This window comes from Marivirga salinae (assembly GCF_030503855.1).
Lineage (GTDB): Bacteria > Bacteroidota > Bacteroidia > Cytophagales > Cyclobacteriaceae > Marivirga > Marivirga salinarum.
The window spans coordinates 3,741,973-3,761,675 of sequence record NZ_CP129971.1; the positions used below are offsets into that span (position 1 = coordinate 3,741,973).

Annotated in this window: 19 protein-coding genes; 14 read left to right on the forward strand and 5 right to left on the reverse strand. The window is 33.3% G+C overall.

The window, feature by feature from the left end; all coding sequences use genetic code 11:
• Positions 1 to 40: 40 nt before the first annotated feature.
• The 3 genes from mdh to tilS all read right to left on the reverse strand — a co-directional run bounded on the left by mdh (position 41) and on the right by tilS (position 2,921).
• Positions 41 to 961 carry a malate dehydrogenase gene (gene mdh / locus QYS49_RS15615; protein ID WP_308348616.1) on the reverse strand — a complete coding sequence of 307 codons (921 nt, stop codon included), beginning with the start codon at positions 959 to 961 and terminating at the stop codon, positions 41 to 43.
• 126 nt (positions 962 to 1,087) lie between these two features.
• Positions 1,088 to 1,615, reverse strand: coding sequence for a Crp/Fnr family transcriptional regulator (locus tag QYS49_RS15620; protein WP_308348618.1), 528 nt, complete (start codon positions 1,613 to 1,615; stop codon positions 1,088 to 1,090).
• A complete protein-coding gene (tilS, locus tag QYS49_RS15625) occupies positions 1,602 to 2,921 on the reverse strand; it encodes a tRNA lysidine(34) synthetase TilS (RefSeq protein WP_308348620.1) in 1,320 nt (439 codons plus the stop codon). The genes QYS49_RS15620 and tilS overlap by 14 nt, the downstream gene beginning before the upstream one ends.
• An 8-nt stretch (positions 2,922 to 2,929) precedes the next feature.
• On the opposite strand from tilS, the gene QYS49_RS15630 reads away from it, so the two are divergent.
• The 7 genes from QYS49_RS15630 to recN all read left to right on the forward strand — a co-directional run bounded on the left by QYS49_RS15630 (position 2,930) and on the right by recN (position 10,509).
• The gene (locus QYS49_RS15630) at positions 2,930 to 4,579 is read left to right on the forward strand and encodes an OstA-like protein (RefSeq protein ID WP_308348621.1); all 1,650 of its coding nucleotides are present in this window, start codon (positions 2,930 to 2,932) and stop codon (positions 4,577 to 4,579) included.
• A gap of 113 nt (positions 4,580 to 4,692) precedes the next feature.
• Entirely contained in the window at positions 4,693 to 5,391 is a 699-nt protein-coding gene (locus QYS49_RS15635) for a T9SS type A sorting domain-containing protein (protein ID WP_308348623.1), read from the forward strand.
• A gap of 83 nt (positions 5,392 to 5,474) precedes the next feature.
• A complete protein-coding gene (locus QYS49_RS15640; protein WP_308348625.1) occupies positions 5,475 to 6,299 on the forward strand; it encodes an outer membrane protein assembly factor BamD in 825 nt (274 codons plus the stop codon).
• 5 nt (positions 6,300 to 6,304) lie between these two features.
• The gene (locus QYS49_RS15645) at positions 6,305 to 6,616 is read left to right on the forward strand and encodes a DNA-directed RNA polymerase subunit omega (RefSeq protein WP_308348626.1); all 312 of its coding nucleotides are present in this window, start codon (positions 6,305 to 6,307) and stop codon (positions 6,614 to 6,616) included.
• Between the two features lie 9 nt (positions 6,617 to 6,625).
• Positions 6,626 to 7,828, forward strand: coding sequence for a bifunctional phosphopantothenoylcysteine decarboxylase/phosphopantothenate--cysteine ligase CoaBC (gene coaBC / locus QYS49_RS15650; RefSeq protein ID WP_308348627.1), 1,203 nt, complete (start codon positions 6,626 to 6,628; stop codon positions 7,826 to 7,828).
• Positions 7,828 to 8,727 (forward strand): type IX secretion system protein PorD, encoded by a 900-nt coding sequence (gene porD / locus QYS49_RS15655; protein ID WP_308348628.1) that lies wholly within the window; start codon positions 7,828 to 7,830, stop codon positions 8,725 to 8,727. Before coaBC ends, porD begins: the two co-directional genes overlap by 1 nt.
• A 129-nt stretch (positions 8,728 to 8,856) precedes the next feature.
• Complete coding sequence (gene recN, locus QYS49_RS15660; RefSeq protein WP_308348629.1) at positions 8,857 to 10,509, forward strand: DNA repair protein RecN; 1,653 nt, start codon at positions 8,857 to 8,859, stop codon at positions 10,507 to 10,509.
• Between the two features lie 64 nt (positions 10,510 to 10,573).
• Here the strand turns inward: recN and QYS49_RS15665 are convergent, their stop codons facing one another.
• A complete protein-coding gene (locus tag QYS49_RS15665; protein WP_308348630.1) occupies positions 10,574 to 11,581 on the reverse strand; it encodes a LuxE/PaaK family acyltransferase in 1,008 nt (335 codons plus the stop codon).
• 14 nt (positions 11,582 to 11,595) lie between these two features.
• Here QYS49_RS15665 and QYS49_RS15670 point away from each other — a divergent pair, with 14 nt between their 5' ends.
• Positions 11,596 to 12,333 carry a hypothetical protein gene (locus QYS49_RS15670; RefSeq protein ID WP_308348632.1) on the forward strand — a complete coding sequence of 246 codons (738 nt, stop codon included), beginning with the start codon at positions 11,596 to 11,598 and terminating at the stop codon, positions 12,331 to 12,333.
• Between the two features lie 111 nt (positions 12,334 to 12,444).
• Here the strand turns inward: QYS49_RS15670 and QYS49_RS15675 are convergent, their stop codons facing one another.
• A complete protein-coding gene (locus tag QYS49_RS15675) occupies positions 12,445 to 13,341 on the reverse strand; it encodes a M48 family metallopeptidase (RefSeq protein WP_308348634.1) in 897 nt (298 codons plus the stop codon).
• A gap of 141 nt (positions 13,342 to 13,482) precedes the next feature.
• Between QYS49_RS15675 and QYS49_RS15680 the strand changes: the two genes are divergently transcribed.
• The 6 genes from QYS49_RS15680 to QYS49_RS15705 are packed head-to-tail and all read left to right on the forward strand — an operon-like array spanning position 13,483 to position 19,697.
• Complete coding sequence (locus QYS49_RS15680) at positions 13,483 to 14,094, forward strand: fumarylacetoacetate hydrolase family protein (protein ID WP_308348636.1); 612 nt, start codon at positions 13,483 to 13,485, stop codon at positions 14,092 to 14,094.
• A complete protein-coding gene (locus tag QYS49_RS15685) occupies positions 14,081 to 15,979 on the forward strand; it encodes a M23 family metallopeptidase (protein WP_308348638.1) in 1,899 nt (632 codons plus the stop codon). Before QYS49_RS15680 ends, QYS49_RS15685 begins: the two co-directional genes overlap by 14 nt.
• A 5-nt stretch (positions 15,980 to 15,984) precedes the next feature.
• Positions 15,985 to 16,437: a thioredoxin-dependent thiol peroxidase gene (gene bcp / locus QYS49_RS15690; RefSeq protein ID WP_308348639.1), complete on the forward strand. Its 453-nt coding sequence runs from the start codon at positions 15,985 to 15,987 to the stop codon at positions 16,435 to 16,437.
• A 3-nt stretch (positions 16,438 to 16,440) separates the two neighbouring features.
• Positions 16,441 to 17,292, forward strand: coding sequence for a transketolase (locus tag QYS49_RS15695; RefSeq protein WP_308348640.1), 852 nt, complete (start codon positions 16,441 to 16,443; stop codon positions 17,290 to 17,292).
• Positions 17,293 to 17,341: 49 nt separating this feature from the next.
• Complete coding sequence (locus tag QYS49_RS15700; RefSeq protein ID WP_308348641.1) at positions 17,342 to 18,727, forward strand: vWA domain-containing protein; 1,386 nt, start codon at positions 17,342 to 17,344, stop codon at positions 18,725 to 18,727.
• A gap of 10 nt (positions 18,728 to 18,737) precedes the next feature.
• Positions 18,738 to 19,697: a transketolase family protein gene (locus tag QYS49_RS15705; protein ID WP_308348642.1), complete on the forward strand. Its 960-nt coding sequence runs from the start codon at positions 18,738 to 18,740 to the stop codon at positions 19,695 to 19,697.
• Positions 19,698 to 19,703: the final 6 nt, after the last annotated feature.

The following is a 19,703-nucleotide window of genomic DNA, read 5'->3' on the forward strand; positions in this document are numbered from 1 at the left end:
ATGCCGAATGCTTTCAATATTAATTACTTGATAGAATGAATTATAATAAACCGTTGGTTTTTCTTACTGCTTCAGCACTTTCATTCAATTTTGCTTTTTCAGCATCATCTAATTCAATTTCAACAATTTTCTCAATACCGTTTCTACCGATAATGGCAGGAACTCCGATAGAAATGTCTTTCAATCCATATTCCCCATCTAATAAACATGAGCAAGGGAACATTTTTTTAGAATCATTTGCGATAGCATGAACCATTGCAGAAACAGCAGCACCTGGAGCATACCAAGCAGAAGTTCCTAACAATTTGGTTAATGTAGCTCCACCCACTTTAGTTTCTTCTTTAACATTTTCTAATTGATCATTAGAAATGAATTTAGAAACCGGTACACTATTTCTTGTTGCCAATCTAGTCAAAGGAATCATACCTGTATCACTGTGTCCACCGATTACCATACCGTCAACATCAGACGCAGGACAATCTAAAGCTTCAGCTAATCTGTATTTGAAACGAGCTGAATCTAAAGCTCCACCCATTCCAATGATTTTGTTTTTTGGTAAACCAGTTGATTTGTGAGCTAAATAAGCCATAGTATCCATTGGGTTAGATACCACAATAATGGTTACGTTTGGCGAATTTTTGATTAAGTTTTCAGCAACTTGTTTTACGATACCAGCATTAGTAGAGATCAATTCCTCTCTTGTCATTCCTGGTTTTCTTGGGATACCAGAAGTAATTACGGCTACATCACTATCAGCTGTTTTGCTGTAGTCATTTGTAACACCAGTGATTTTAGTATCAAATCCATTTAATGAAGCGCATTGCATCAAATCCATGGCTTTACCTTCAGCAAAACCTTCTTTGATATCAACCAATACTACTTCCTCTGCAAAATTTTTGATGGCAATGTATTCGGCACAACTTGCACCCACTGCACCAGCTCCTACTACGGTAACTTTCATTTTATTTATTTTATAAGTTAAACAATCTTAATTTCGCTCACAAAAGTACAAAAAATAATGCTATTCTTTTGGTGATTCTTGAAGTGTTTCACAGGCTAGAATAGCATAAATTGATAAAAAGTTTTTTTACATTTTCCCGTATACATGGCCAAGATCAAAAAAGCCAAAATTGGTCTTGTATGTTGAAAACAAACGAGCCATATAATCATTTTGTTGCTGAGTGTAAGACTCCAAAACTTTCGCTTTTATTTTAGGGTAATGATCAAATATTTCAAAAATATTAATTTGAGGGATTACATAAATTTGAGCCTTTTCAGAAGCTACTACGGCATTATAAATTCTTCTTGCTTCAGGAATTAAGGCATTATCACCAAATGATTTATTTCCAGCTAATATGCCCAAACTTTCAAATCTATCTTGTATATCAATTGTTAATGATATTTCCCCTTTATGAATTAGATATAAGGCATGACTAGGATCGTCACGAAAGAAAACCACTTCATCTTTTTTATAAACCCTCATATGCATAAAGGGTATAAAATGAGATAATTGCTCGAAGCTTAACTGCTCAAACAGTTTTATTTCCTTTAAAAACTGAAAAAGAACCATTTGCTTATGGTCGTATGTCTTTTTAAATGGATTAAGAACCTTCATAATATTCTATTCTTAAAATTTTATTAGTGTCTTTTTTAACTTTAAATAAACCAGAAAATTTATACCCAATCAGCCAAACGATTTCACCACCAGATTTTAAAACCATTATTCGCTTTTTTTGAGGCAAGGGAACCTTTTGATCAATCAATATATCACTAATTTTCTTCTTCCCCTTCATCCCTATAGGTTGAATTTTATCACCTTCATTCCATAGATCAATTTCGAAAGGCTTTTTCAAACTCTCAAAATCTATAAATGCTACATTTTGATTGTCTGTAAAACTCAACTCTTCTTTATTTATATATTCAATCTTCAAAGATCCAAAAGGTGTCGCTACTTTGCTCTCTTCCATCTCCATTTTTTTCGGAAAAAATTTAGAATGATTATCGTCATTTAGCTTTGAAAGCAAAATCTTTTCCCTATCAACAGTCAAAACGTAAGTTGAGCTAAATAATTGAGCGCCTACTCTGTTAAAATCAAATGATTGTAAATGAGATAAATTAAAACCATAATCTGCCAATAATTCCGAAAAGTAAACTACCACATAAGCTTTTTCTAAAATCGATTTATCAATCTCAATATCTAGTCCTTTATATTGAAAATATTTTTCAATAATCTCCTCCAATTTTTCTTTCCAAGCCGATTCAGTTGCTCGTAAACGTAAAGCTGTCTGTTGAAATCCAGTTAATAAATTAGGGTTTAGCTCCAATAATTGAGGCATAATATGGTGCCTGATTTTATTTCTGGTATAATGATCGGAAGCATTAGAAATATCTTCTCGCCATTTAATTGATTCGTCCTGTGCAAATTGTTTTATTTCAGATTTTTCTGCAAACAACAATGGTCTGGAAATACGGTTTTGAAGTGGTAAAATGCTTCTTATGCCTTTGATTCCAGTCCCTCTGCTTAAATTAAGCAATGCGGTTTCCAATAAATCATTAGCATGGTGTGCTGTCAAGAGTTTATCAAATGAATGCTTATCCATCAGCTCATCAAACCAATTATATCGTAAATTTCTGGCTTGGATTTGTGTAGAACCAGAATCTTTATCTATTTCAACTCTTTTTACATAAATTTCAACATCTAATTGTTTTCCCAATTCCCTCACAAATTCTTCATCTTTATTGGAATCTTCTCCTCGCAATTGAAAATTCATGTGCGCCATCGAAAAATGGAAATTATTTTGGCTCAATAAATGAGCTAAAACAACAGAATCAAGCCCTCCACTAATAGCGAGTAGCAAATGTTCGTTACTATCAAAAAGGTTTTCTGTTTTAATAAATTCTAAAAATGACGCGCTTAACATATTTCTTTATGAAATTACTTAGATTTGCACAGAATTTGCTAATGAAAGCAATCAAAAGTAAATGTATGAACTTCCAACGAATTTTAATCCTTTGTTTCTTTCTAATATTATCCCTCAGTGCCAATGCGCAGAAAAATGGCGTAAAATATGGATCAGAAGGATATTCCGAAACAATCAATAAAGGAAAAGACAGCTTTACACGACTGGTCAAGAATGTCTGGTTTGATATTGAAAAAGAAAATGTCAAGATAAAAGGAGATTCTGCTCTCTATTATGATAAAAAAGGGATTATGATTGTTTTTGGAGATGTAGTAATCACTAAAAATGACACGATTGATATCACCTCTCGAAGATTAAATTATTATATAGATGAAAATAAGGCTGAGTTAAGAAACAATGTAGTCTATGATGATGGTGAAATGCGTATGACTACTAATTATCTAGATTATTTTATGAACACTGAAGATGGTCATTTTTTCAATGGAGGTAAATTAGTTGATAAAGAAACCACCTTGATTGCAGAGGAAGGCTTTGTAGTAGACGCTGAAGATTTAATCAAATTTTATAAAGATGTAGATTTAACGAATCCAGAGTATCAACTTTTAACTGACACACTTTTTTATCACCGTACCACAAAAATCGCTACCACTTATGGCCCTACTAAAACTATTTTGAAAAACGGAGAAGTAGTTGATGCTCAGAAAGGTGGGATATTCTATACCGATAAAAAAAATGCTCAGTACACATCAGGGAAAATCACCACAGAATCTTATGAAATATTTGGCGATGAGCTTTATTTCGATGATCTAAGCCAGCAATCCAGAGCTAAAGGAAATGTAAAAGTAATTTCTGAAGAAAATGATATCATTATTTTAGGAGAAGAAGCTGCTACAAAAAAAGAAGAAGGAATTACCAAGATTTGGGGAAATCCGGTTTTAAAACAAGCCGTGGATAATGACACTCTATACCTCACTGCAGACACCTTAATATCTATTGATTCTGAATATGATTCTCTAAGTAGGCTTCTAGCATACAATAATGTCAAAATCTATAAGTCCGATATGCAAGGAATTTCAGATTCCATGGCTTATATGATGCAAGACTCTATGATCTTCTTTTATCATGATCCAATTCTATGGAGTGAAGGAAACCAAATAGTGGCTGACACGATTTTTATGGAAATTAAAAACGGTAAGATGGACAAGCTTAACATGCGAAATAGAGCCTTTACCGTCAATCAAGATACTGTAAAGAATTTCAATCAGATAAAAGGTAGAAATATGACAGCCTATTTGAAGAATGATCAGATGGATAAAATATTAGTGGAGGGTAATGGCGAAAGCATTTATTTTGCAATAGATGAAGAAACCCTTGAACTGATAGGCATGAACAAGGTCTTATGCAGTTCCATGAGAATTCAATTTCTAGATGGAGAAATGAATGATATCACCTTCTATACAGATCCTGAAGGTAGGTTTATACCACCCCATGAAATAGCTGAGCCAGAAACTAGACTGAAAGATTTTAATTGGCAAATTGAAAAAAAACCAAGTATACTTGATGTTTTAGGGAAATATTATGTTCCGAAAACTACAATTCAACAACGTGAATCAGTTAAACCAAACCCAACTAATTTAAGTCCCGAAATAAAAAATTAATCAACCACAACCCTTCTGAACGTTAAGCAAATTCAAATATTATATTCAATCATGATTTTTTCTTCTAGAAGAGTAGATTTTTAAATAAAAAAATCCTACTTTTACTAGTCAAAGTGAAAATATTTCTTACCATATCGTTAATTTTCCTCATCACCTTCTCTACTAAGGCGCAGGATATTATTGTTAAAAATCTGGATAAAGAAATCACTACAAATTTTCAAAATTCCAAATCCGAAACATTTCAAATTCAAAACTATTCAAATCTTGATAAATCAATTAAGATAAAAACCAAAATCAATAATTTGCAGGGTGGAGCTACTTTACAAATTTGCTATGGTGAGAATTGTCAGGAAAGCACAAGTTTCTTAATTGTAAATGTGCCTGCTAATAGCATTTCTAATGAAATTTCAATTGTTTTAAATGGAGGTCTTTCAAATTATAAAGAAACAGCCTATTTTGAATTTATTGATATGGAAGTTGATCAAGGTATCAAAAAAGAAATAATGCTGAACGTAAGTAATGAGCGAACTCAAGAATTATTCTTTTCCAAAAATGACGTTCAAGTAAAAAGTTTTTTTCCTAACCCTACAGTTAAATCAGCTATAATGGAATATAGCATTAATTCAGGTGAAAACGATGCTAAAATCACCTTGCAGAATGTTTTAGGCTCCATTGTAAGTACCTATGAACTCAGCCCTGAAGAAAATAAATTAACCATTAGCACCGAGGATTTAAACCCAGGAGTTTATTTCTATACACTCACTATAGATGATGAAGGCTTGGCCACAAGAAAATTAATTGTAAAAAAATAATTTTAAATCCAATCTTAGAACGCGATATACGTTAGCACTAAAAAATTGCTCATTCCATAAAACAAATGTATATTTGCAACCTTATGCGAAATTCGTACAAAAATCTACTTATAATATTAACTTTCAGTATCGCCATTTCGGCATGCACTGATTTCCGCAAGCTTTTAAAAAGTGATGATTGGGAAAAGAAATACGATGCTGCCATTTCTTATTATGAGCAGGGAGAATACTATAAAGCCAATGCATTATTGGAGCAAATTCTTCCTATCATAAAAGGTTCTGAAAAAGCAGAAATCGCTAACTTCTACTATGGTTATACATATTATTACCAAGAACAGTATTTGTTAGCTTCACACTATTTCAAAACATTCTACGATACTTTTAACAGAAGTGAATTTGCAGAAGAAGCAAGATTTATGTTTGCGTTTTCGCTTTTTAAAGATTCACCTCGATACAATCTTGACCAAACAAGTTCAAAAGAAGCAATTGTTGCCCTTCAAGGGTTTATAAATCTTTTCCCTAGTTCGGAATATGCACCAAAGGCAGATGCAGCCTTAAGTCAATTACGTTCCAAACTGGAACGAAAAGCTTACGAAAAGGCTTTATTATACTACGACTTAAAAAAGCATATGACAGGAGAATATCTGAAAGCTGCTTTAGTAGAGTTCGATAATTTTCAGGATGACTTCCCTGGTTCCCAGTTTACTGAGGAAATCAGGTTTTTAGAAATTGAAGCAATGTATAAATTAGCAGAGGTAAGTATCTATAAGGTGAGAAAGGAAAGATATTTAGAGGCTATTGAATTCTATGAAAACTTTATTGATTCATACGTAGACAGTAAATATTTACCAAAAGCAGAAAAAATTTACGAAAACAGTTTAGAACAAATTAGAAAATTAAATTCATAAATAATATGGCAAATCCATCAATTACTACTAGAGACACATCAGAATTGGTAAAAGATACTGACAATATATACCAAAGCGTTGTGGTGGCTTCTAAAAGAGCTCGACAAATTTCAAGCAATGTGAAAGAAGAGTTGAGCAATAAGTTAGCTGAATTTGCTTCTACTGTTGATAATCTTGAGGAAATTTTTGAGAACAGAGAACAAATTGAGATCTCTAAATTCTATGAAAGAATGCCTAAGCCAACTATTATGGCAATGGAAGAATTCTTAGAAGGTAAAGTATATTACCGAAAAAGAGAAGAAGAAGAGGGTAAATAAACCTAGGAAATGCTCCAAGGTAAAAAAATAATTTTAGGTATAACGGGTAGTATTGCGGCTTATAAGTCAGCAATGCTTACCCGTTTGTTGCTTAAAGCAGGTGCTGAAGTTCAAGTCATCATGACTAATGATGCTAAAGAATTCATCACTCCTTTGACTTTAAGTACCTTAAGTCAAAAACCAGTGTTATCAGAATTTACTAAAAATGATGCTGGTGAATGGAATAATCATGTTGAATTAGGCTTATGGGCTGATTTAATATTAATTGCTCCAGCCTCAGCAAATACTCTAGCCAAATGCGCCAATGGTATTTGTGATAATCTGCTATTAGCCACCTATCTTTCAGCCAAGTGTCCTGTAGCTTTTGCTCCAGCTATGGACTTGGACATGTATCAACATCCTTCAACTTCTGCAAATCTTAAGAAACTTGAATCATTTGGCAACACCATAATCCATGCCGCATCTGGCGAATTAGCAAGCGGATTGGAAGGGCAAGGTAGAATGCAAGAACCTGAACAACTTGTGAAAGAAGTAGAACAAATTCTATCTGCAAAAAAAAAGTTTAAGAATAAAAAAGTAGTCATAACAGCCGGCCCAACGCATGAAGCCATTGATCCTGTGCGATTTATAGGAAATCATTCTTCAGGTAAGATGGGGTATGCGTTAGCTCAATCTTTTATAAAAGAAGGCGCTCAAGTAACACTTATCTCTGGCCCCTCCTCTTTAGATATTCCTTCAAGAACTTCTAACTTTATAGCAGTAAAATCAGCAAAAGAAATGTATGAGCAAGCAGAAAAAAACTATTCTGATGCTGATATCACCATATTCGCTGCTGCAGTTGCTGACTACAGACCAAAGTCAGTTGCTAAGGAAAAAATTAAAAAGAAAGCAGAAGGTATGACAATTGAAATGGAAAAAACCATCGATATAGCCAAAACTTTAGGTGATCTAAAACAAAAACACCAATTGAACATAGGCTTTGCATTGGAAACTGAAAATGAAGAAGCCAACGCTTTAAAGAAATTAAAAAATAAAAACTTCGACTTGGTCGTTCTTAATAGTCTGAGAGATAAAAATGCTGCTTTTGGGCATAATACTAATAAGGTTAAAATTTATGGTCAAAAAGGATTATTAGAAGAATCTGAATTATTAGCAAAATCAAAAGTAGCTGACCTTATTTTGAATCAAATTCATAAATTGAGCACTAAATAATGATTAAATTTTTTCTTACCTTTTTCATTACCCTTCTTAGCTTGACTTCCATTATTGCTCAAGATTTATTTTTCCAAATAAAAGTAGATGCATCAACTGCCAACACTTCTGAAAAAAGGGTTTTTACAAATATGGAAAATGCTTTCCGGCAATTCATAAATGAAACAAAATGGATGGAGGAGGATTTAGAATCCTTTGAAATGATAAAAGGGATAATGGCTATTAACATTACTGAAATCCCCAGAGCTGGAAGATACAATGCGCAAATGCAAGTTCAATCCGTTCGGCCTGTTTATAATAGTAATTATGAATCAATCATGATTAATATAGCAGATCGAAATTTTAACTTTGACTATACGGAATCTCAACCATTAATCTACAAGCAAAATAGTTTTAATGATAATCTGGTGAGTATTTTAGCCTTTTATGCAAATTTTCTATTAGGAATGGATTTCGACAGTTTTTCGGAATTAGGAGGTCAAAAATATTACGATGAAGCCTTAAACATTGCAAGATCTGCTAATCAACAAGGTTTTAAGCCTGGATGGGAGCAGTTCGGGAATCTGGAAAGCAAATACGCATTAATTCAATCTACCCTAAATTCTCAGCTAGAACCAGTTCGCAAAAGTCTCTACCTCTATTACAGAAAAGGATTGGATATAATGGAGGATAATCCTGAAGAAGCAAGAAAATCAATACTTAAAGCTCTGGAAAACATTCAAAAAGTCAATGATTTGAATCCTAATTCACCTTTTATAACTTTATTAGTTCAAACCAAATCTGATGAAATAGTTCAAATTTTTACAGAAGGAGATTTAGCCTTGAGAAGAAAAGCTTACGAAATCATGCGAGAAATTGCGCCCTCTAATTCTGAACGTTATGAAGTAATGATTAAATAATTTCTAGAATTTCTCATCGTAATATCAATTTCAAAATTTATTAAAAATTTATTAAATGCTGAAAGCGAAAGAATTTACTATCCATAAATTTTGAGTAAATTAGCCCTGCCATAAAAACCTAGTGCCAATATGCTTCAAAAGCTTTTGATTAAAAATTACGCCTTAATTCAAGAACTTAATATTAACCCATCTCCCAACCTTAATACCATTACAGGTGAAACAGGAGCCGGTAAGTCTATAATGCTTGGTGCTGTAGGCTTATTATTAGGCAAAAGAGCTGACACTAAGGTTCTTTACTCCTCAGACACAAAATGTGTGGTAGAAGGTATATTTGATATCACAGAATATAATTTAAACTCATTTTTTGAGTCGGAAGATTTAGATTATGATGAAGAGTGTGTCATCAGAAGAGAGATTAGCGCTAGCGGAAAATCAAGAGCTTTCATAAATGACACTCCTGTCACTTTGGATATCCTTAAAAACCTCGGGAGCCATTTGATGGATGTACATTCTCAACATGAAACCTTGTTAATTGGTGACCAAGATTTTCAACTTAGAATTATTGATGCTTATGCTGGCACTCTTGAAAGCTTAAAGAATTATCAATCCATATTTACATCATACACAAAAGCGAAAAAAAGTCTTGAAACCTTTAAAGAAAGTGCCTCTCAAATGCAGCAGGAAAAGGATTTTAATCAATTCCTTTTTGATGAGCTGGACAAAGCACAATTAAAAGCTGGCGAACAAGAGGAGTTAGAGGAGAAATTAGAACTTCTGGAAAATGGTGAATTGATTAAACTTAAGTTGTCAGAAGCTTATCAATTGGTTGATGGACAAGAATTTGCAGCTATTCATAATTTACATCAAGCAACAGAAAGTCTTAAAACTATTCAATCTTACGGAAAGGACTTTCAGGAATTATCAGAAAGACTGAATAGCAGTTTTATAGAAATTCAGGACATAGCAAAAGAATTGGAAATAACTGCTAATGAATTTGAGCATCAGCCTGATGAATTGCAACAAACACAAGAAAGGGTCAGCTTAATCTATTCATTACAACAAAAACATCATGTTGATTCAGTTGAAGATTTACTTAAAATAAAAACAGAATTAGAGGAAAAACTATTAGCTGTTGCGGATGTGGAAGGAAGTGAATTAAAATTGCAAAAAGCAGTTGATGAGGCTTATTCCAAAATGAATGAAAAAGCTAAAGAAATAAGTAAACAAAGAAATAAGTATTTTGAAAAACTTGAAAATGAATTGCGAGCACTTTTAGCTGGCTTAGGAATGGAAGATGCGGTTGTTAAAATCGACAATAAAGTAAAACCACATGATAAGAGTGGCATAGATGATATCAAAATTTTATTTAGTGCCAATAAAGGAATAGCTCCTCAAAACTTGAAAAATGTAGCCTCAGGTGGTGAATTTTCACGCTTAATGTTCGCTATTAAATCAATTATGGCTGATAAAATTGCCATGCCTACAATTATATTTGATGAAATTGATACTGGTATTTCTGGGGAAGTTGCCATTAAAATGGTGAATATGATGCAAAAAATGGCTGAAAAGCATCAAGTGATTACCATCAGCCACTTACCACAAATTGCAGCCAAGGGACATCAGCATTATTTTGTTTATAAAGATAACTCTGCGGATAAATCTGTAAGTAAAATCAAATTACTTGACCAAGATGAACGCTCCTTAGAAATAGCGAAAATGATTGGAGGAGAAAACCCAAGTGAATCGGCTATTCAAAGTGCTAAGGAGTTATTGAGTGTATAGGTGTTGAAGTGTTAGGGTGTTTGAAGCGGAATTCGACTGTTTTCTAGCTACATGTACTGAGCACTTAAAAAACCATCAAATTACATCCTCTGATATCCGAATTATCGAATCGGCCTAAAACCTTAAAGCTTCCGTCTTCATTTACCAATCCTACATCTTGTGTTTCTATAAAAGCGCAACTGTCAATATTGGCTAAGTCAATAACATTTAAACCACCACTTCTTTTATCTGAATATTTGATATCGAATGGATCATTAACTTCTCTTACCATAATTTTCATACTGTGTGAAGGATGAAAAACACCATTTTCTTTGCTGTAGCTTTGAGATAATAATTCTGTCATCCCATACTCTGAGTGGATTGTATTGACATTCATTCCGTCACATAATATACCATGAAGCTCTTCTCTAGTAATTTCTTTCCTTCTGCCCTTCATTCCACCTGTTTCCATTATAGTACAATCAGAAAAATCTACTTTATAGTTTTCCGCTAAATCCAATAAAGCAAAACTCACGCCCCAAACGATTATTTTCTTTTCACTTCCTTTTGCTTTTAAATCTTCTACCTTTCTAACCAATTCTTTTAAGTCATATAAATAAAAGCCAGAGTCAGAAGTGTTTGTCTTTTTTATGAATTCATCTACCATAGCAACTAAGGAAGATCCTTCTCTCTCAAGATATGAGGGTAAAAGCGCTAAAATCACATAATCATTCAAGCTACTATACTGACGCTCAAAAATATCTTGAGCATGATTTAAATAATGAGACAAATCTGAAACAAAGTGTTGGCTAGTTAATCCTGAACCAGTACCACTACTTTCAAAAATCGTTTCATAGCTATTGCCGTTTTCAACTTGAGTGATTATTTTATGCTGCTTAAAAAATTCTATTGGCAGAAAAGGGATTGAGCGCAAATCATTTATAGAATCTACATTGATATTTAAGGCATCAATATATTTTTTATAAACCAAATTGTATTTACTTTGGTACTGGAACAGTTCTAAAGCAAAATCCTGAAAATTTTCAACATTTAGGGCATCAAATTGCTTAAATAAGCGTTCTCTTTCTGACATTTGTTAAATTAATTATGCAATACAATATTATAAATAAGGCTTGTTATCTCATATTTTATTCAATATTTATTCTATCAGCCACACTTTTGTTAACTGCTTGTCCTACTCCGCCTGAGTTTGATAATGTACCCAAAATAGAATATGAAGATATTGAATATAGCCAAATCTCTGATACTACTACAGGTGGACAACCTTTAAATCAGGATCTTATAAGCTTGACTATTTCGTTTGAAGATGGCGATGGAGATTTAGGATTAAGAAGCAGTGAATTAAATCCTCCCTACCATTTATATGACATTCCTTTAAACCCTGAAGGAGAATTGATTTTTTTTGGAAGCTCTCCTGATCTACCTCCATTCAATTTTTACGATTATTATATCACCCCTGATTCTGTCATTATTAATAATACACTTTTAACTAATGATACCATCAAGGTGCAATTTAATGAGCGACATTATAATATTTTTGTTTCATTTTTTCGTAAACTTCCAGGAAGCAATGAATTTGAACAATTCGAATGGGAATCTGAGCCAAATTTCTACCAAACTTTTCATGGGAGGTTCCCGATTCTTAATACTGAAGATTATAAAAGACCGCTCAATGGTTCTTTAACGTATGAGATGAAAAGTGCTGGATTTTCATTCATTTTTAGAGATTACGAAATGTATATTGAAGCTTATATTTTAGATAGAGCCGGCAATAGAAGTAATACCATTAGGACAGAAACTATTCGACTACTCAATCCTGAATAGTTTAAATCTGTTTTATTTTAAATTCATAAGCATAATTATTACTTATTGCATAAATCTAGAATTGATAACATTATAGATATCAATTCTAGATTCTTAAATTTAGATTAGAAATCAATTCTCTATTTTCATCTTTATTTCAGTTTTTTCTCCACTATTCTTTTCTTGAGTGTTTGAAATATTCCCTAAATTTGGAATAGGATTGTTATTAACCTTATTACTTCTTTCATAATACTTCTTTGCTTCCGGAAGTAATTTATTTAAATCATCAATTCGAGTTTTATTACTAGGGTGAGTACTCAAGAATTCTGGTGGGGCACCACCTGATTGAGCTTTCATTCTTTCCCAGAACTTAGGTGCTTCAGCAGGATTATAACCTGCTAATGCCATAAATTTAATCCCTAACTCATCTGCTTCAGATTCATGCAACCGACTAAAAGGCAAAACCCCTAACACTGTACTTCCACCAGTATAAGCCATCATAGCTAAAGATTGAGTTTGTTCAGGTTGTTGCTGAAGTGCTACGCTTAATGCCACACCACCAAGTTGCTGCATTAAAGCTTGACTCATTCTCTCACCACCATGTTTAGCAATAGCATGAGCTACCTCATGCCCCATTACTACGGCTATACCAGCTTCGTCCTGACAAACCGGTAATATACCTTCATAAAAAGCTACCTTCCCTCCTGGCATACACCAAGCATTTACAACATTCTCAGCAATAAGATTAAATTCCCATTTAAAACCCTCTGTTGCATCTTTAAAATTATTTTCATTCAAATACTGTTCTACTGCCTTCTTAATTCGATTCCCCACATCTCTTACCATTTCAACTTGTTCAGTATTATTTGACAGTTTACTTTCTTTTAATACTTGATCATAGGAAGTAAAACTTGAAGAGTTTAATTGACTATTGGGAATCACGTTAAATTGGTTACGATCAGTCAGCGGAACTTTCTTGCAAGCCATAAGGATTGAAACAAGAATTAAAATGCTTAATATTTTTTTCATAATCACTTTTTTTATCAGGATAGGTTGTAAAATTACAGTTTAACATCCCTTAAACACAATCTTAAAGATTTCTTTTAATATTTAACGTAGCTTTCATTTTTATAGTTAAAAGAAAGCATATTTTTGTGTAAAATTTCTCAAATGAAGATACTGGCTATAGGCAGAAATTACGGAGATCATATAAAAGAGCTTGAAAATGAGCGACCTGACGAGCCTGTAATTTTCACAAAACCAGATACTGCCCTCCTTAAAAATAATGATCCTTTTTATTATCCTCCTTTTAGTAATGACATTCACCATGAAGTAGAGTTAATAATTAGAATTTGTAAAGAAGGTAAATTTGTAAAAGAAGAACACGCTCATAAATATTATGATAAAATTGGTTTAGGAATTGATTTCACCGCTAGGGATTTACAATCGAAAGCTAAAGAAAAAGGCTTACCCTGGGACATTGCCAAAGGGTTTAATGGCTCTGCTCCCATTTCGGAATGGTTAGAGAAAAAGGAATTTGAAGATCTACAGAAGGTGAATTTTTCACTTAAAGTAAATGGTGAACTAAAACAAGAAGGAAATTCGGCATTAATGTTGTTCCCTATTGATTACATCATTTCATATTTATCGAAATTTTTCACTTTAAAGACAGGAGATATTATCTTTACAGGCACTCCAAAAGGAGTTGGACCAGTATCAATAGGCGATAAATTGGAGGGTTATATTGAAAATCAAAAATTATTGGATTTTGAAATTAAATAAACATAAAGTATCACTACTGCTATTTTTATTCAGCTGGCCAATTGCTGTGCTAGCTCAAAATTCTGACCCTTATACTTTTCCAATTCGACCAAACAAAACTAATTTTCTATCGGGTACGATGGGGGAGTTACGTTCTTCTCATTTTCATGCAGGAATCGATATTAAAACAGGTGGCAAAATAGGTGAGCCAGTACATGCAACCAAAAGAGGCTATATCACTAGAATAAAAGTCTCCACTTCGGGTTATGGAAATGCACTTTACATGCTTCATCCAGATGGAAATACTTCTGTTTATGCTCATTTGGATGAATATGCTCCAGAAATTCAAGAATATGTAAAACAGGAGCAGTACAAGCAACAAACTTTTGAAATTGAATTATTTCCTAAACCCTATCAATTTGCTTTTAAGTCACAAGAAGTAATTGGGCTTTCTGGAAACACAGGTGGTTCTTTAGGACCACATCTTCACTTTGAGATAAGAGATTCGCAACAAAGAGTCTTAAATCCCTTACACTATGGCTTTGATGAAGTTAAGGATAACATCCCTCCTATTGTACAAGGCTTTGCCATCAGACCAATGAATTTGAATTCAAGAGTCTCAAATGAATTTAAAAGAACAGATGTTAGAATTAATAGAACTGGCTTTAATTATAAAGCTATGGACACCATTACAGCCATAGGAAAAATTGGTTTGGAACTATGGGGACATGATAAATTGAATGGCTCGGCTAACAAAAATGGGATTAGCATAATAGAAGTAGCGGTAAATGGTGAAACTCATTTCAAGCAAAATATTGACGTAATGAGCTTTAGCTTACAAAGACATATTTTAGTACATTATCCTTATGATGTTAAAATGACCACAGGCACAAGATATCATAAGTTATATATGGATGACGGTAATCAATTACGATTTTATGAAACCCAATCAGAAAATGGAGCTCTTAAAATAGAAGATGGTAAATTATATGATATCAAAATCAAAATGTACGATCCCTATGAAAATATGAGCACCTTAGATTTAATCATTCAAGGTAAGCAGCCCGATAAATTCTTAAATAAATCATTAGATTTTGAACTTGACGAAATTGATTATAAGGTTGAGGAAAATATCCTTAAGGTTTATACACATTCTAATTGTGAAGATGAAAGCGAGGAATTGAATCTAAACTTAGGGGAAACCATCAAATCAATAAAACCTGAATATTATTTATACAATACAGCGGTCTACTTATGGAATTTAAAAAATGGAATTCCTGAATCTATCTTAAATTGTGATAAAGGCTTAAATTTGAGAACAATTCATCAGATCATCCCTGGAGAAAATAAAACAGTATCAACAGAAAAAATGAATTTAGAATTCAGTCCGTATGTTTTATTTGATACGCTTTATCTTGAAACGGATTATGAAATTAAAACCTCCGATTCTCTAGAAATATTCTCTTTAGGGCCGATCACATCTCCTCTTAAAAGCTCTGTTAAGATTGAATTCTCTCCTATGATGAACCATTACAATCCAGAAAAAAGCCATATCTATAAAACAGATGACTCTGGAAATTTCTCCTTTGAAGGAGGTGAATGGAACGGAGAAAAAATCAAATTCAGTACTAGGGATTTAGCTGACTATACCATTTTAACAGATAGTATTCCTCCTTTCGTAAAAGAAACTAATTCAAAATCTAGTTTTATTATTGATGATCTATTATCAGGAATTAAATCCTTTGACGCTCACCTTAATGGTGATTGGATATTGATGAAATATGAACCCAAAGATAAACTGATTTGGATAGATTGGCTAAATGAGGAAATGACTAAAACTGGTGAGTTTGTTTTAAAAGTAACAGATAATGCCGGAAACGAAACAGAATACATCACTAAACTATAAATAATATGGAATTAAATATAGGCGATAAAGCACCTGATTTCAATGCAAAAGATCAAGATGGCAACCAAATTAAACTGAGTGATTTTACCGGAAAAAAAGTAGTTCTTTATTTTTATCCGAAAGATAATACACCAGGATGTACTGCTCAAGCTTGTAATTTAAGAGACAATTACGAAGAACTTCAAAATCAAGGTTATGTAATCTTAGGCGTAAGCCAAGATTCAGAAAAATCTCATCAGAAATTTATTGAAAAGCAAAACTTACCATTTCCACTCATCTCAGATGAGGATCATACAGTTCATAACTTATATGGCACTTGGGGTGAAAAGAAAATGTACGGTAAAACCTATATGGGCACCAAACGCACTACCTTTGTTATAGATGAAGAAGGTAAGATTGAAGATATTATCGAGAAAGTAAAGACAAAAGAACATACAGCACAAATTTTAAATTCATAATCAATGGCAAGTCAGGCAAACATTCAAGAGCTTGAAAAAACAGCTTCTCAAGTAAGAAGAGATATCGTAAGAATGGTTCACGCGGTTAATTCCGGTCATCCAGGAGGCTCTTTAGGATGCACAGATTTTTTTGTAGCATTATATTTCCACATTCTTAAGCACAATGTCGATTTCGATATGAATGCTAAAAATGAAGATCTATTTTTCTTATCTAACGGACATATTTCCCCTGTTTGGTATAGCACTTTGGCTAGAAGTGGCTATTTCGACATATCAGAGCTAAGTACCTTTAGAAAAATTGATAGCCGATTGCAAGGACATCCAACTCCAGAAGAAAATCTTCCAGGTATTAGAATCGCTTCAGGTTCATTAGGACAAGGTTTATCGGCCGCTTTAGGTGCTGCACAAACCAAAAAACTAAATAATGAAGATAATTTAGTTTATGTTTTAATGGGTGATGGAGAATTGCAAGAAGGTCAGATCTGGGAAGCCGCCATGTATGGCGCTCATCATAAGGTAGATAACGTAATTGCTACAGTTGATTATAATGGACAGCAAATTGATGGTCCTATATCGGAAGTGATGGACTTAAAAGATTTAAAAGCTAAATGGCTTGCTTTTGGATGGGAAGTGATCGAAAGCAATGGAAACAATATGGAGGAAATTGTTAAGTCACTGGAGCATGCTAAAAGTTTAACTGGAAAAGGAAAGCCAGTATTAAATTTAATGAAGACAGAAATGGGCTTTGGAGTTGATTTCATGGTAGGAACCCATAAATGGCATGGTGTTGCGCCTAATGATGAGCAATTAGCAGATGCCTTATCTCAATTGGAAGAAACTTTGGGAGATTACTAAAACATGATAAATAGCGTCAGAATAATTATTCTGACGTCTATTTCAATTAATGAAACATAAAATTATCATATCGTCCTTACTCCTATTCTTTGTGATGTTTAATGCAAAATCACAAAAAGTAGAGCAAAGCATTCCTGAAAAAACAAGAATACTATTTTTGTTTGATGCCTCGGGAAGTATGCTAGCTCCATGGGGAAATGAATTAAGAATTGATGCCTCAAAAAGAGTACTAACCGATTTAGTTGATTCTTTAAGAGTGAATGATAAAATTGAATTAGCTCTTAGGCCATATGGGCATTTAACACCCGCAAAGGAAAGAAATTGCGAGGATACAAAATTAGAAATCCCATTTGCGCCCAATAATAATGATCGCATAATCGATAGATTAAAATATATTTATCCAAGAGGGACTACACCAATTGCCTACTCATTGCTGCAATCCGCAAAGGATTTTCCACAGGATGATAACTACAGAAACATCATCATTATCATAACCGATGGTATAGAATCTTGCGATGGCGATCCTTGTGCGGTTTCATTAGAATTACAGAAAAAAGATATTTTCTTAAGACCATTTGTAATTGGCTTAGGAATGGAAGAAAAATTCGCCTCCGAATTTGATTGCATGGGTGAATATTTCAATGCTAAAAATATAAATGCATTCAGGACAGTTTTGAATGGGATATTGACCCAATCTTTGAGTAAGACCACTGCTAGTGTAGAACTTCTAGATCAAAATGGCAGAGCTGTTGAAAAGGATGTCAATGTTTCCTTTATCAATACATTTACAGGCATCTCAGAATTTGATTTCATTCATTTTAGAGACCGAAATGGAAAACCTGACACAGTTGAAGTAGATCCAGTTTTAAGTTATGATGTGGTTGTCAATACAGTTCCGCCAGTTGTAAAAAGGAATGTCTTTTTAAAAGGAGGTACACATAATGTCATTAACATTAAAACTCCTCAAGGTGAATTAAAAATCAACCAAGAGAACACATTTGAATATGATCGTGATGTACAAGTGTTAATTAAAAAATCATCTCAATCAGAAATAATTAATAACCAAGCAATAAATTCAGATGAGAAGTACTTAATAGGTAAATATGATTTAGAAATTTTAACATTACCTAAAATTAAAATCAATAATGTTGAAATTAAACAAGGAGAAACTCGAAACATAAATCTACCTGCACCCGGAAGAATTAATGTCATTTACAGCAGTAAAGGCATTGGCAGTTTATATTCCATAGATGAAAATGGGAGACAAACATGGATTAGAAAACTAGATTTAAGAGGTGGAAAAGCTAGTTTTGGTATTCAACCAGGTAAATATAAATATGTATTCCGCTCAGACAGAGCAATGGGTAGTAAATACACTCAAATAAAAGAATTTGATATACAATCAGGACAAACCCTAAATATTAAAATATACTAATAAGAGCAAAATGGCAGAAACTAAATTTACATTTACAGAAAAAAAAGATACACGCTCAGGTTTTGGAGATGGGCTTTTAGAGGCCGGTAGAAAAAACGATCAAGTAGTTGGACTATGTGCTGACTTAATAGGCTCATTAAAAATGGGGGATTTTCAGAAAGAATTTCCAGATCGATTCTTTCAAACAGGTATAGCAGAAGCCAATATGATGGGTTTGGCAGCTGGAATGACTATAGGTGGTAAAATTCCTTTTACCGGAACTTTTGCCAATTTCTCTACTGGTAGAGTTTATGACCAAATTCGTCAGTCCATTGCTTATTCTGAGAAAAACGTAAAAATATGTGCTTCTCATGCTGGAGTTACACTAGGAGAAGATGGCGCCACTCACCAAATCCTAGAAGACATAGGGATGATGAGAATGCTCCCCAACATGACGGTGATTAATCCTTGCGACTATAATCAAACAAAAGCAGCAACTTTAGCCATTGCAGATTATGAAGGGCCTGTTTATTTAAGATTTGGAAGACCAAAAGTACCTATTTTCACTCCAGATAATCAAAAGTTTGAAATAGGTAAAGCCATCCAAATGATTGAAGGTTCTGATGTCACTATTTTTGCCACAGGACATTTAGTATGGGAAGCTATAGAAGCAGAAGCTATTTTAAGAGAAAAGGGTATTAGTGTGGAATTAATTAATATCCATACTATTAAACCGATAGATGAAGAAGCTATCTTAAAATCTGTAGCGAAGACTGGCTGTGTAGTGACTGCTGAAGAGCATCAACGAAACGGAGGCCTAGGAGACGCTGTAGCGCAAGTATTAGCTCAAAACAAGCCAACACCTCAAGAATATGTTGCAGTCAATGACCAGTTCGGAGAAAGCGGTAAGCCAGATGAACTAATGAAGAAATATGGACTTGATGCAGCTCACATTGTTGCAGCAGTTGAGAAAGTAGTAAAAAGAAAATAAATTTTA

Coding starts and splice junctions, on each gene's coding strand:
- mdh (WP_308348616.1), bottom strand. CDS start 961: ATGAAAGTTACCGTAGTAGGAGCTGGTGCAGTGGGTGCAAGTTGTGCC.
- QYS49_RS15620 (WP_308348618.1), bottom strand. CDS start 1,615: ATGAAGGTTCTTAATCCATTTAAAAAGACATACGACCATAAGCAAATG.
- tilS (WP_308348620.1), bottom strand. CDS start 2,921: ATGTTAAGCGCGTCATTTTTAGAATTTATTAAAACAGAAAACCTTTTT.
- QYS49_RS15630 (WP_308348621.1), top strand. CDS start 2,930: ATGAAATTACTTAGATTTGCACAGAATTTGCTAATGAAAGCAATCAAA.
- QYS49_RS15640 (WP_308348625.1), top strand. CDS start 5,475: ATGCGAAATTCGTACAAAAATCTACTTATAATATTAACTTTCAGTATC.
- QYS49_RS15645 (WP_308348626.1), top strand. CDS start 6,305: ATGGCAAATCCATCAATTACTACTAGAGACACATCAGAATTGGTAAAA.
- coaBC (WP_308348627.1), top strand. CDS start 6,626: ATGCTCCAAGGTAAAAAAATAATTTTAGGTATAACGGGTAGTATTGCG.
- porD (WP_308348628.1), top strand. CDS start 7,828: ATGATTAAATTTTTTCTTACCTTTTTCATTACCCTTCTTAGCTTGACT.
- recN (WP_308348629.1), top strand. CDS start 8,857: ATGCTTCAAAAGCTTTTGATTAAAAATTACGCCTTAATTCAAGAACTT.
- QYS49_RS15665 (WP_308348630.1), bottom strand. CDS start 11,581: ATGTCAGAAAGAGAACGCTTATTTAAGCAATTTGATGCCCTAAATGTT.
- QYS49_RS15670 (WP_308348632.1), top strand. CDS start 11,596: ATGCAATACAATATTATAAATAAGGCTTGTTATCTCATATTTTATTCA.
- QYS49_RS15675 (WP_308348634.1), bottom strand. CDS start 13,341: ATGAAAAAAATATTAAGCATTTTAATTCTTGTTTCAATCCTTATGGCT.
- QYS49_RS15680 (WP_308348636.1), top strand. CDS start 13,483: ATGAAGATACTGGCTATAGGCAGAAATTACGGAGATCATATAAAAGAG.
- bcp (WP_308348639.1), top strand. CDS start 15,985: ATGGAATTAAATATAGGCGATAAAGCACCTGATTTCAATGCAAAAGAT.
- QYS49_RS15695 (WP_308348640.1), top strand. CDS start 16,441: ATGGCAAGTCAGGCAAACATTCAAGAGCTTGAAAAAACAGCTTCTCAA.
- QYS49_RS15700 (WP_308348641.1), top strand. CDS start 17,342: ATGAAACATAAAATTATCATATCGTCCTTACTCCTATTCTTTGTGATG.
- QYS49_RS15705 (WP_308348642.1), top strand. CDS start 18,738: ATGGCAGAAACTAAATTTACATTTACAGAAAAAAAAGATACACGCTCA.